At 62.7% G+C, this 12,610-nt stretch carries 9 protein-coding genes and 1 tRNA gene; 4 read left to right on the top strand and 6 right to left on the bottom strand.

From position 1 onward, the window contains the following. Positions 1-117 precede the first annotated feature (117 nt). Complete coding sequence (locus GLX_RS03180) at positions 118-1,155, bottom strand: M14 family metallopeptidase (protein ID WP_014104590.1); 1,038 nt, start codon at positions 1,153-1,155, stop codon at positions 118-120. Between the two features lie 168 nt (positions 1,156-1,323). Next, positions 1,324-2,454: a DEAD/DEAH box helicase gene (locus GLX_RS03175; RefSeq protein WP_014104589.1), complete on the bottom strand. Its 1,131-nt coding sequence runs from the start codon at positions 2,452-2,454 to the stop codon at positions 1,324-1,326. A gap of 81 nt (positions 2,455-2,535) precedes the next feature. On the opposite strand from GLX_RS03175, the gene GLX_RS03170 reads away from it, so the two are divergent. From GLX_RS03170 to GLX_RS03160, 3 genes are all read left to right on the top strand, one after another. Further along, entirely contained in the window at positions 2,536-3,486 is a 951-nt protein-coding gene (locus GLX_RS03170; protein WP_041247135.1) for a mitochondrial fission ELM1 family protein, read from the top strand. Between the two features lie 44 nt (positions 3,487-3,530). Beyond that, positions 3,531-5,420: a hypothetical protein gene (locus tag GLX_RS03165; RefSeq protein WP_014104587.1), complete on the top strand. Its 1,890-nt coding sequence runs from the start codon at positions 3,531-3,533 to the stop codon at positions 5,418-5,420. Positions 5,421-5,537: 117 nt separating this feature from the next. Continuing rightward, entirely contained in the window at positions 5,538-5,918 is a 381-nt protein-coding gene (locus tag GLX_RS03160; RefSeq protein ID WP_041247134.1) for a hypothetical protein, read from the top strand. 177 nt (positions 5,919-6,095) lie between these two features. On the opposite strand, the gene GLX_RS03155 is transcribed toward GLX_RS03160, so the two are convergent. The 4 genes from GLX_RS03155 to GLX_RS03140 all read right to left on the bottom strand — a co-directional run bounded on the left by GLX_RS03155 (position 6,096) and on the right by GLX_RS03140 (position 10,750). Further along, a tRNA-Val gene (locus GLX_RS03155) sits at positions 6,096-6,170 on the bottom strand. Between the two features lie 69 nt (positions 6,171-6,239). Further along, positions 6,240-7,751: a YifB family Mg chelatase-like AAA ATPase gene (locus GLX_RS03150; protein ID WP_014104585.1), complete on the bottom strand. Its 1,512-nt coding sequence runs from the start codon at positions 7,749-7,751 to the stop codon at positions 6,240-6,242. Positions 7,752-8,064: 313 nt separating this feature from the next. Then, entirely contained in the window at positions 8,065-9,582 is a 1,518-nt protein-coding gene (locus GLX_RS03145) for a replicative DNA helicase (RefSeq protein WP_014104584.1), read from the bottom strand. 49 nt (positions 9,583-9,631) lie between these two features. Then, on the bottom strand, positions 9,632-10,750 hold the full coding sequence (locus GLX_RS03140) for a glycosyltransferase family 4 protein (RefSeq protein ID WP_014104583.1): 1,119 nt from the start codon (positions 10,748-10,750) through the stop codon (positions 9,632-9,634). 238 nt (positions 10,751-10,988) lie between these two features. On the opposite strand from GLX_RS03140, the gene GLX_RS03135 reads away from it, so the two are divergent. Then, a complete protein-coding gene (locus tag GLX_RS03135) occupies positions 10,989-12,470 on the top strand; it encodes a mannitol dehydrogenase family protein (protein WP_148268532.1) in 1,482 nt (493 codons plus the stop codon). The last annotated feature ends 140 nt before the right edge of the window (positions 12,471-12,610 follow it).

The following is a 12,610-nucleotide window of genomic DNA, read 5'->3' as shown; positions in this document are numbered from 1 at the left end:
AGAAACTAAGGTTTCTGGGTGCCGCCTTTTAAAAAGGCGGCATTTTTTTACGGCTGTTTTTTCATCACAGTTTCCGCTGTCGTGCAGGCTGATTCAAAAGCAGTTTCCGCGTTCTGATCACGATGCCGGGATAAGGCCGCCAGTGCCCGCATCTGCGCGCGCAAAGCGCACGGCGGTATGGCCGCGTGCCGGGCGCAGGTTTGGCATCACCAGCATGCACCGCGCGTAGGGCGTGCGGATCTCGTCACCTCCGTCATGCGCCACTACGGTTCCGGCCAGCGGCAGGATTTCCCCCCCATGAAAGGGGCGGACAAAGCGGAACTGCCCCGTGCGTGCGGTCACGACGTTGGTGACTACCATATTGTGGCATGGTAGCGGTCCCTCATTACCCTCCGGCAGTCCACAGCACGGCCCGATTACGGACAGCACAGCCTGCATGGTGCGGGTTACGGTTGCCTGCTGCCAGTGCTGCCCCGCTTCCAGCAGGCAGGCCGCCGCCGTATCACCGGTAAAGCGCGGGTGGTCGATCAGTCGGCACCCGCTCCTGTGACCCCGGTCGGCCACGCATATGTCCACCCCGCGTACGCGCCGCGCCATGCGCCGCCCGGCAGGTGACAGGCCGGACAGCAGCAGCGGGTCGCCCGGCCACAACATGGAATGCAGGTCCAGCAGCCTGTCCGCCGTCAGGATGACTGGCAGCAGTTCGCGTGCGCGGGCGAGTTCGTGTGAATGCTGACTACTCTCCAGCATATCGGGTGACCAGACGCGGTTCATGTCCTCATCCACGCAGCGCGCCCGGACCGGATCGTCGGGATTGAACAGTGTCAGGGCGGCAGGGTTGGCAAAGACAAAAGACAGCCGCCCCGCACGCGGGCGGATGCGCGCGCGCAACAGGTGGTCGAGCACGATGGCACCGGAAAATTCGTTGCCGTGGATCAGGCTGACACAGACCACATGCGGCCCCGGCCTGCGCCCTTCGTAATGCATGACACCGGGAATGCCACAATTCCCGTCCAGCCAGGGGGAAAGATCGGGGGGCGTAATACCGATGTCCCACCGTGGCAGGCTGCAGGGCGGAGGGGGCAGGCGGTCAAGAAAGGTGGTGGGCCGCGCAACACGCACTGGCAGCGGCGTATTGTCCGGCCCTTCTGTCATGTCGCGTGCGGCACGGCGCGGGGGGTGCCGCGTCTGTCATGCCGGGGGGCATGAGGGTGCAGGGCGTGGCGTGTGATCATGCAATGCAGTTTAGCCAGCCTTCACCCCACGGCAAGGCCAGCGGAGCGGCGCGGGCATGACAAATCCACGACCGTGTCTGTCCAGCCTCTATTCCGGCAGGCTGGCAATGCGGATGCGCTGGCCCGTCAGGCGTTCGATTTCCTTGAGCGCCAGGCGTTCCTCTGGCGCGCACAGCGCCACCGCCATGCCCCTGCGCCCCGCGCGCGCGGTGCGGCCAATGCGGTGTACATAGGATTCGGGCAAGGGGGGGATGTCGTGATTGATGACCAGGGCTACATCATCAATATCGATGCCACGCGCCATCACATCAGTCGCCACCAGAACGCCCACGCGCCCCTGGCGGAAGTCACGCAGCATGCGTTCGCGTTTTGCCTGTGAATGCTCGCCATGAATGGCAATGGCAGGGGTCAGGGCTGAGATGGCGCGCGCCACGCTGTCAGCTTCCTGCCGGGTACGGACAAACACCATCACGCGTTGCATGCCGTACTGTCGCAGACAGGCCAGCGTGGCCTCCGCCTTGTGCCGCATGGGCACGAAAATGGCGTATTGTGCGATGCGGGGCGTGGGCGCGTCTTCCACCTGCATGCTGATACGCTCAGGGCGGTGCAGCAGGCGGGTAGCCAGTTCCGCCATGGCGGGCGGTATGGTGGCGGAGAACAGCAGGGTCTGGTGTTTTGGCGGCAGGACTGCAGCAAGGGTCAGCATTTCTTCGGCAAAGCCGGGGTCGAGCATGCGGTCGGCCTCATCGAGTACGAAGGAGCCAATGGCCGACACACCCAGTTCACCGCCATGGACAAGATCGCTTACCCGCCCCGGCGTGCCGACGACGATGGCAACCCCGTCCGCCAGTGTGCGGGCCTGTGCCACGCGCGCGGTGCCGCCGGTAGCCTGCAGTACCCGTAGTCCGGTACCCCGCGCAAGGCCACGCAGTACACCTGCGATCTGCCCCGCCAGTTCTCGCGTGGGGGACAGGACCAGACAGCGCACGCGGCTGTTATCGGCTGCCTGCGCCGCCAGCGTGGAGATGATGGGGGCCGCGAAGGCCACGGTCTTGCCGCTGCCCGTGCCCGCGCGGGCCTCCACGTCCCGCCCTGCCATGACAGGAGGGATGACCGCGCTCTGGATGGCGGAGGGGGTCTGCAACCCCATCCGGGCCAGGGCGGCTACCACATGGCCATCCAGCCCCATGGCGGAAAATGTCGGTTCTGTCTCGCTCATTGCTGTCCCTTAGCGCGCCTGATGGCAGGACAAAAGAGGCAGGGCATTGACGCCCCTGTTCCCATCCCGCCACATGGGGGCATGACAGCACCGCCATGCCCCGCCTCCATCATTGCAGCAGACCTCGCCGGCATGCGTTCGCAGACATTTGGCCTGGCACGGCGTGTGGGGCTGGAGCCGCACCTGTACGCCCTGGTTCCGCGCGGCCTGTGGCGGCATGTCCCGGCTGCGTGGTGGCCCAGCCCCCTGCGCGCCATCCAGCCGCTGGGGCTGGACAGCCTGGCACACCCTGTCATCAGCATAGGCGGCAGCGGGGGGGCGGTGGGGGCGGCGCTGCGCCGGAAAGGGGCTACGGTCATACAGGTGCAGAACCCGCGCCTGCCGCCGGGGCGGTTCGATCTGGTCATTGCCAACCGCCATGACCGGATCGCGGGGCCGAACGTGATCCTGACCCGTACGGCCTTACATGGCGTAACCCCGGAGTTGCTGGCGCAGGCGCAGGTGGAATGGGGGCCGCGTCTGGCCCATCTGCCACGCCCGCTGGTGGCGGTACTGGTGGGGGGGGGGAACGGGCGTTTCCGGCTGGGCAGGCCGGAGGGGGCTGCACTGGCGGTCAGCCTTGCCACCATGATGCGCCGCGACCAGGTTGGCATTGCCCTGACCCCTTCGCGCCGCACCGCGCCGGAGGTCTGCCGTGAATTGCACGATGCGCTGGCAGGCCCGGATTCGTGGATATGGGACCAGTCCGGCCCCAACCCCTATCTTGGGCTGCTGGCATGCGCGGATGCGATTGTGGTGACGATGGACAGCGTTTCCATGGTGTCGGAAGCCGTGGCAACGGCTGCCCCGGTCATGGTGGCTGCCCTGCCGGGGCGTTCGCGCCGCATCGGACTGTTCTTACGGGAGCTGGAGCAGGTGGGGCGCATCCGTCCCTTCGCCGGGCGGTTGGAAACATGGCCGGTCACGCCGCTTGATGATACGCTTATGGCGGCCGAAGCGGTACGTGCGCACCTTGGCCTTGTAGCTCCTTGAAGATAACCTTCCCGCTGACATCGAGAGTGGAATAAGACAGGTTCATGCTTGGCATCCGTACCTTTGACCCGCGTTCAGGTGGCAACACCGCCTACAAGGCGCTGACACATCCGCTGGCGGCGCAGAAGCTGGCTGGACTGGCCCATCAACTGGCCAGCGTCGGGCCTGTGGCGCTGTATGACCCGCATGGCATGGCCGATACACTGCTGGCGCTGTTGCCCTGTCCCCTCACGGTGGCGGGGATCTATACGCATGATACGCTGCGTGTTGGGCATGACTGCGCGGGACATGTGCTGCAGCCCGTGGCGGATTTGGACCAAAGCACGGTACGCGCGGTCTGGGCGCTTGATTTCAGCCAGATAGCCATGGGCTCGCGCCTGTCCACGCTCCTGCCGCGCACAGCCACGCTGTACACGCTGGAACCGGTACGCCTGCCTGCCCACATGCTTTCGGTCGGGCATGCGTATCTGGACCGGCTGAACTTTGCCACCAATCTGGCCTTTTTCCGTGAAAGCGCCGATTTTTCCACCCGTCTGGTCACGGCCAATTACTGGGCGCGTTACGGTGCGCAGGCGGTCAGGCTGTGGCTGCGGCTGTTCGATGCGAACGGGCAGGTGCTCCATACATGGGAGCAGGACATGCCGGGAGAAGGTCAGGCGATCATCATTGACAGCGCCGAGATCCGCCAGTGCTTTGATCTGCCGCATTTTACCGGCCAACTGTTTATCCACGCGCAGGGCGTTGCAGGCCACGATGTGGTCAAATACGCGCTGGAGACGCGCGGTAAGGGAGACAATACCAGCCTTTCCGTAACCCATGATGCCAATGCATGGCCCGCCAACCGCTATGCCAACCTGCCCGCACCCGCCGGGGGAGAGGACGTGGTGCTATGGGTCCAGAACAGCCATGCCCTGCCCATACCGGCGGGCAGCATGCACCTCAACCGCATGGGGCATGACACACTGGTGCCTATTGAGCGTGATCTTGCGCCGTACCAGACCCTGGCCGTGCACGTGCGCGATATGCTGCCGGGCCTGACCTGGCCCGAACAGATTGAATTCCGTGCCGGTGGCCATGTTGTCCGTCCGCGCTACGAAGTCACGCGCAGCGGCCGCACACGTATCGCCCACCTGAACGTGCAGCGTGCCGACCTTAGGCCCGACCCGCATATTGAAAAGCTGGACCCGCGTTTTTTCGGGCGTGGCTACCTGTTGCCTTTTCCCGTTCCCGACCCGGCGCGCTACCGCACGCTGCTGCTGCCATCGCCCATGGCGGAAGGTCTCTCCACGCTGCCGGTCAGGGTGGACAGTTTCGATACGGAGGGCAGGGGCACCGGGTCGCATTTCGTGGGCTGCCTTGCGCGTGACCATGCCACGGTGATGGATGTGGGCGAACTGGCCGGGCAGGGTGGCCATGCCGAACTGCTCTATGATTTCCGTGATGGCGGCAGTGCCGATGGCTGGCTGCATGCCCTGATCCGCTATGAGGACCGCAAGAGCGGCCATGTGGCTGAAACCAGTTTCGGTTCGCACATCTTCAATACCGTCATGACCTATCGGGGGGAGCCGCAATCCTATGCCGGCTCCCCGCCGGGATTGAGCACGCGGCTGTTCCTGACCGCGGCCTGCACGGAGCCGTACAGCTTCTGCACGCTCATCTATCCCGTTTCCAATCGCTGGCATCGGGTGTCGGATACGTCGCTGCACCTGCACGGTGCCAATGGGGAGGTGATTGCGCGTGAGAAGATCGCCATCCCCATGTCAGGTTCGCGCCTGATCCAGCCCGAGCGTATTTTTGGCCAGGCTGCCCTGCAGCGCGCGGGTGTTGGGGGGTATGTGATCATCCGTGATACGACATGCCGCCTGTTTGGCTACCATGGGCGGCATGACGAAGGCGAAGGCCGCTTTTCACTCGATCACATGTTCGGTTTCTGACCCCCTGCAAAACTGCCGTACAATGTCCATATGGGGGTAGGACATGTGGATCATGCGCTGAATGCGGCCTGTGTGCAGGCCAGCTATGGTGTAAGCGGGAGGGGACCGGAGCTTTTAATGATTGTTCAGGACACCAATTTCTTCTGTGATATGCCCGAGGACATGAAATACCTGCGCGATCGCAACCCACCGCAGAATTTTCTTGAACAGAACCTGATCTTTGTCCTGCCCGAGCGCCTGCGCAAGTTCCGACGTAATCTGTTCCATGTCCGCCGCACGGATTCGGATGCCACCGTTTACGCCCCGCTGTTCCGCGTGCGTTGCATCAGCGCGCGCGACCCGGTGCCGGAGGGGTATGATGGGCCGTTCGACGTGTTTCCGTTCTATACCAACCCCACCCGCAAGCGGCGCCGGACGCTGGATTATTACGTGCTGTTCCTGTTTCAGGACAAGCTATCCTACGTGAAGTGCCGCGATGCCCTTGGGGCTACGTCCTGAGTGCTGCCTTTTTTAAAAGAGGCATTCCCTGAAGCTTTTTGAAAAATGCTTCACCAAAAACGTCTTTACGATTTACAGACCGTGTTGATGGCAGGTTCTGGCACCAGAAGCCAAGGGCAGGGCACCTTCAGGCTTTTTACGCTCTGCGTGTCACATCTATTTTAAGAGGAGACCGGATGGTGGGTGCGACAGGGATTGAACCTGTGACCCCCGCCGTGTGAAGGCGATGCTCTACCGCTGAGCTACGCACCCATCCGCTTCGGTGGGGCCTTATTAGTCCAGCAGCGGCAGGGACGCAAGGGGGAAAACAGGTCGGTTGCGCTATTTTCGGCCCGGACGGCGAATACGGTAGATCAGGGCCTCGGCAATGTGGGCGCGCTCCACGTCCGCGCTGGCCGCAAGGTCGGCTATAGTGCGACTGACGCGCAGCAGACGGACAAACCCACGGGCGGAAAGCGGAATTTTCTCGGCGGCCTGAACCGCAAAATCACGCGCGGGGGCGGTAATGCGGAAATCATCAATCGGGGCCTCGGCATTGCGGGCTTCACCCTGGCGGGCACGCTGGCGCAGCACGGCTTCCATCACACGCGCGGCCACGATGGCGCTGGATTCACCGCCCTGTGGTTCGGCAATGCGGGCGAGTGGCATAGGTTCGACATGCACGGCCATGTCCAGTCGGTCCAGAAGCGGGCCGGACAGGCGGGCCTGATAATCCTCGCCACAGCGTGGCGCCTTGCGGCATTCCTGTGCTGCATCGCCCAGATAGCCGCATTTGCACGGGTTCATGGCCGCCACAAGCTGGAAGCGGGCAGGGTAGGTGACATGGGCCGCCGCACGGGCAATGGAGATGGACCCCGTTTCCATCGGCTGGCGCAGGATTTCCAGTGCGGAGCGGGCAAACTCCGGCAGTTCGTCCAGAAACAGCACGCCACGATGCGCCAGACTGACCTCACCAGGCCGCGCGCGGGCCCCGCCGCCGCTTAGTGCCGCCGGGCTTGCGGAATGGTGCGGGTCACGAAAGGGCGGACGCGAGACAGGCTGCCCATCCTTGAGCAGACCGCCAATACTGTGGATACGGCTGATCTCCAGCATTTCCGCCGTGGTCAGGTCGGGCAGGATGCCGGGCAGGCGGGCCGCCAGCATGGATTTGCCAGCCCCCGGCGGGCCGACCATAAGCAGCGAATGACGACCGGCCGCCGCGATTTCCAGCGCGCGGCGACCGGTTTCCATGCCGCGTATGTCAGCCAGGTCGGGTAGGGCGGTCAGGTCCGTATCCAGCCGGGTAGGAAGTTCAACGGGATCGATCACCTGCTGGCCACGGAAATGGTTGAGCAGTTCGGGCAGGGAGCGGATGGCAAGGATATCCATCCTGTCACTGGCCCAGCGGGCTTCCACGCCCTGAGCCGCCGGGCAGATCAGGCCCAGCGACAGGGCGCATGCCGTCATGGCAGCGGGCAGCACGCCACAGACCGGGTTTACGCCGCCATCAAGCGACAGTTCGCCCAGTGCGGCGTAACGCTGCGCCATATCGCCAGAAAGCAGCCCCATGACCACAAGCAGAGCCAATGCGATGGGCAGGTCGAAATGCGAGCCTTCCTTCATCAGGTTGGCAGGTACCATGTTGACCACGATACGCTTGGCCGGCAGCGCAAGTCCCATGGCAGACAGTGCCGCGCGCACGCGTTCGCGCGATTCATTGATGGCCTTGTCGGGCAGCCCAACGATCAGGAAGGATGGAAGGCCGACGGAAAGCTGGACCTCGACCTTGACCGGAATGGCCTCGATACCGGAAAAAGCAAAACCGCAGATGGATGCGAGCGCCGTGTCAGTCATGGCGACGATGATGGCGGAAATGGACCGGATTGACCATTGAGGAACGTGGCGAAATGGATCGGATTGTATCGCATTCCATCCTCCCACGTAATTTTGTTGGCATAATATTTCTTATAAAACTTTTGATGGTACGGGGGAGAGGAGTGATGTTCCAGTCATCCGGCTTCCCTGCGCCGCATTGTCCCATATTTCTGTGCAGCTTTATGCACGCTGGCCATCCCATCTGGCGTATGGTGGGATGGACCACATGCTGTGGCTATAATATCACACACGGTGCGCCGACTGCCGACCGCACCGTGTTTACAGATTTTTGTTAAACGTCGTGAACCATGTCCAGGTCGGCAAAACGCGTGAACTCGCCTTCAAAGAACAGATGCACCGTCCCTGTCGGTCCGTGACGCTGCTTTTCCAGGATCAGTTCCGCGCGGTTGTGCGCCAGGTCCATCTTGCGCTGCCACTCCTCCATCGCGGTCTGGTACTTGTCCTGTGAATCATAGGACGTTTCCTTGGGCTGGCGCTGCTGGAGGTAATACTGGTCACGATAGACGAACATCACCGCATCGGCGTCCTGCTCGATCGATCCCGATTCACGCAGGTCCGACAGCATGGGGCGCTTGTCTTCCCTGCTCTCCACCTGGCGCGATAGCTGTGACAGCGCGATGACCGGTACCGACAGTTCCTTGGCCAGCGCCTTGAGCCCCTGCGTGATCATGGAGATTTCCAGCACGCGGTTTTCCGCCCTGCTCCCCACTGATGGCCGCATCAGTTGCAGGTAATCGACCACGACCAGGCTCAGCCCCTTGGTGCGTGCCAGCCTGCGGCAGCGTGTGCGCATGGCGGACAGGCTGATGGCGGGTGTATCATCAATATGCAACGGCAGCTGGGCCAGTTCGCGGCTGACCTGCACAAAACGGTCGAATTCCTTCTGCCCCAGATCACCACGACGGATTTTTTCACCCGATACGCTGGCCTGTTCGGACAGGATACGGGTTGCCAACTGCTCGGCTGACATTTCGAGCGAGAAGACGGCGACCGACCCTTTTGGCTTGGCATCCGGCGGGGCATCACGCGCTTCTTCCATGATGGCGCGCGCGGCGGAAAAGGCGATCTTGGTGGCCAGCGCCGTCTTGCCCATGGCCGGGCGGCCGGCCAGGATCAGCAGGTCAGACGGGTGCAGGCCGCCTGTCTTCTTGTCCAGGTCGCGCAGGCCAGTGGTCAGGCCCACCACGTCACCGCTACGGCTGAAAGCCTGCTGGGCAATTTCCAGCGCATCGGCCAGCGCGCGGTCAAACGACATGAACCCGCCATCCTGTCCCTTTTCGGTGGCAAGGCGGAAAAGTGCTTCCTCGCTGGCGGCGATCTGGTTGGGGCCATCCAGTTCCGGGCGGGCGCCAAAGGCGTTGTTGACCACATCCTGCCCGATATCGATCAACTGCCGACGGATCCATGCATCATGGATCACGCGGCCATAATCGGCGGCGTTGATGATCCCGACCATTGATGTCAGCAGCTTGGCCAGGTAGGCCGTGCCGCCCACGGAATCCAGTACGCCGGTATTTTCGAATTCGGCGCGCAGTGTTACGGGGTCAGCCAGTTGGCCGCCCTCGATGCGGCGCGAGATGGCATCATAGATGCGACCGTTGACCTCATTGGCGAAATGCGCGCCGGTCAGGAAGTCCGAAACCCGGTCATAGGCCCGGTTATTGGTCAGCAATGCACCCAGTAGTGCCTGCTCCGCCTGCACGTTGGCAGGCGGCAGGCGCTGCGAGACACCAAGAAGCGAGTCCTTTTGCCGGGACTCTGCGGAGGGAGGATTCTGGATCGTATTCACCCAGCCCTTCTACCTGATCTTCCATACCCACCGGAAGGGAGATGATGTGTCATCCCCCCCGTGCAGGGGAATGGTGCCATGCTTGCACCAGCCTTTCCGCGCGGTGGATGACGGTGCGGGCCATCGTCTCGATCCTGTCTTTCGCGTAGCGCTCCAGTATTTCGGCGCGGGCCTGCTGGCCGGTACGCGCACACAGTCCGGGGTTGGTGTAAAGATGGAGGATCCGTTCGGCCAGGGCTTCCGGTGTGGGAGGCGCAAGCAGGAAGCCGCTCTGCCCGTCACGGATGATGTCGGGAATGGCGCCCACGGGTGTTGCGATGACCGGCAGCCCGGCCTGCATGGCTTCATGCACGGCAATGCACAGCCCCTCGAAATGCGAGGGCTGCACATACACATGCAGCCTGCGACAGAAGGCCAGCGGGTCGGGCTGAAAGCCCTCAAAGTTTATGTCCGCCCCGCCCTGCCCCGCCGCGAGCGCCTTGAGATGCGCCATCTGTGAACCACTACCGCACAGGGAAAGGCGGATGCGGGCTTCAGGCATGCGTTCGCGTATGACCGCCATGGCGCGTATGGGCAGTTCCATGTTTTTCTCAGGCTCCAGCCTCCCCAGGGAGCCGATATGGAAAACCGCATCTTTCTTCCCCTGCCAGGGGGTGGCGACAGGTGCGGCCGCGTTCGCTTCGAACAGGGGCCATGTGCAGATACGCTCAGGCGGTACGGCCAGTTGCCTTTGGGTAACACGGGCCACAAAGTCGGAATCGGCAACCCAGAAGGCGCTCATGTTGCGCGTACGGCGCAGCAGGAAGCGGTTGGCGGGCTTGAGAAAGGCGCTGTGCTGCCAGCTTGCCACCGGTATGCCCAAAGCCCTGCCGATCAGTTGGCCAAACAGGGTCGCGCGTGTGAGTGATGTCCACAGCAGGTCAGGCCGGTTTGCGCGGACATAGGCCATGGTCTGCCACAGGGAGGCAAAGCGTTCGGGGTCCCGGTCATCCACGATGTGGTAGTCGATGCCCGCCGCCTCCAGCCATGCGATCGCGTTGCCCGCTTTGCGTGCCAGCGCCACCACCCGCACGCTATGGCCGCAGGCCCGCATCAGCCCGATCACGGCGGGCAGCGGCCGTTCCGCCCCGCCACCATTGAGGCTGTTAATCAGATAGAGGATACGCATTCGCTACCAACAACAGGTCCGGCCAGGAACTGGTCCTGCGCCTGGATTTTTCAAACCGGCACATCGGATATGCAACGGTGGGAAGGCTTAATAGGCCAGTTTTGCATATTTGGAAAACAGACACCTCTGCGCGCCTGCCCGCCCGCCCGTTGCATGTAGGAGGGGCTGCATCTATGCGGGTTGTCTCATCGTGCGTTTCTTATTAGGCGTCGACAATACTTTCCCGTGGAAAATGGTAATGACCAAACTCAACGCAGCATCCCTGTCCCATCTGCCGCCCACGATCATGGCGCCAGCCTATGACCGGAGCAGGGTCACACCCGGAATCGCGCATATCAGCGTGGGCAATTTCCATCGTGCCCATCAGGCGGTCTATATCGACCGTGTGCTGGGCCGCCCCGCGCAGTCCGGCTGGGGAATCCTGGGTATCGGTCTCATGGAAAACCCGCATGAGGCTGCCAAGGCCCAGGATATGGCTGCCCAGGACTGCCTGTATTCCCTGACTGAATGCGCGCCAGATGCGCCCAACGTCGTACGTGTGATCGGCTCCATCACGGAATACATGTATGCCCCGGCCGACCGTGCCGCCACGATCGCGCGCCTGGCCGATCCCGCGATCCGCATCGTCAGCATGACCGTGACGGAGGGCGGGTATTACGTGGATGAAAACGGCACCTTCCCCATCGACCACCCGGTCATTGCCGAGGATCTGGCGCGCGACGTGCCCCATACCGTGTTCGGCCTGCTGACCGAGGCCCTGCGCCTGCGGCGCGAAAGTGGTGCTGGACCCTTCACCATCCTTTCATGCGACAACCTGCCCCATAATGGCCATGTGGCCCGCATTGCCTTTCTGGGCTGGGCGCGTGCGAAGGATGCGGGGCTGGCGCAGTGGATCGAGGAAAACGTCACCTTCCCCTGCACCATGGTCGACCGCATAACCCCCGCCGTACTGTCTGAGGATATTCGCCGTCTTGATGGCGAAAGCGGGCTGGATGACCTTATCCCTGTGTTCTGCGAGGATTTCATCCAGTGGGTGGTGGAAGACAGGTTTTGCGCCGGACGCCCGGAACTGGAGGCGGTGGGCGTGCAGTTTACCGACAACGTCCAGCCGTATGAGGAGGTGAAGCTGCACATGCTCAATGCCTCCCATTCCCTGCTGGGCCTGTCTGGCGTGCTGTCGGGCTATCGTGTGGTCAGCGAGATCATGGAGGATATGAACGAGGTGGCGCTGGTCGAGCAGTATCTCGGCCATGATGCCGAGCCCCTGCTCAAGGCGCCGCCGGGCATGGCGCTGAGCGAATATGGCCGCCGCCTGCTGCATCGCTTCCGCAACCGCGCCATCAGCGACCAGTTGCTGCGTATCGCGTCCGACAGCACTTCCAAGCTGGCCATGTTCGTCAGGAGTACCGCAATGGGCGTGCTTGCCCACCATCGGCCCGTGACGCGTATCGCCTTTGTCGTGGCCTGTTATGCCGAATACCTGCGGGGGCATGATGACAGGGGGCAGGTCTATGCCATCGTTGAGCCGCATCTGACGGATGATGACCGCACCCTTGCCGCTTCCCCCCGACTGGAGGACGCGTTGGGCATGAGTGCCTTTGCAGGGTGGGAACTGGCGGACAGCCCTGCCTTCGTGCAGGCTTATGTTGCCCTGCGCCAGTCCATCCGCGCGCATGGTACGCGCGCGACGCTGGCAACGGTTATAGCCGAGGGGAAATAATAAAATTCGGCGGTAAATTGCGAACTGCAAGGGTGTTTCACACGTTTTATTCATTAGTTTGGCCTTGACCTGCCTGCATCTCCTAATGCTTTTCATGGGAGAATGTTCGTACTGACGTATCACGGTAATCAGGAAAACTT

The sequence above is a fragment of the Komagataeibacter medellinensis NBRC 3288 genome (assembly GCF_000182745.2).
GTDB classification, from domain to species: Bacteria; Pseudomonadota; Alphaproteobacteria; order Acetobacterales; family Acetobacteraceae; genus Komagataeibacter; species Komagataeibacter medellinensis.
The sequence above is the reverse complement of the archived record's forward strand: the minus strand, read 5'-3'. Positions and strand labels throughout refer to the sequence as shown.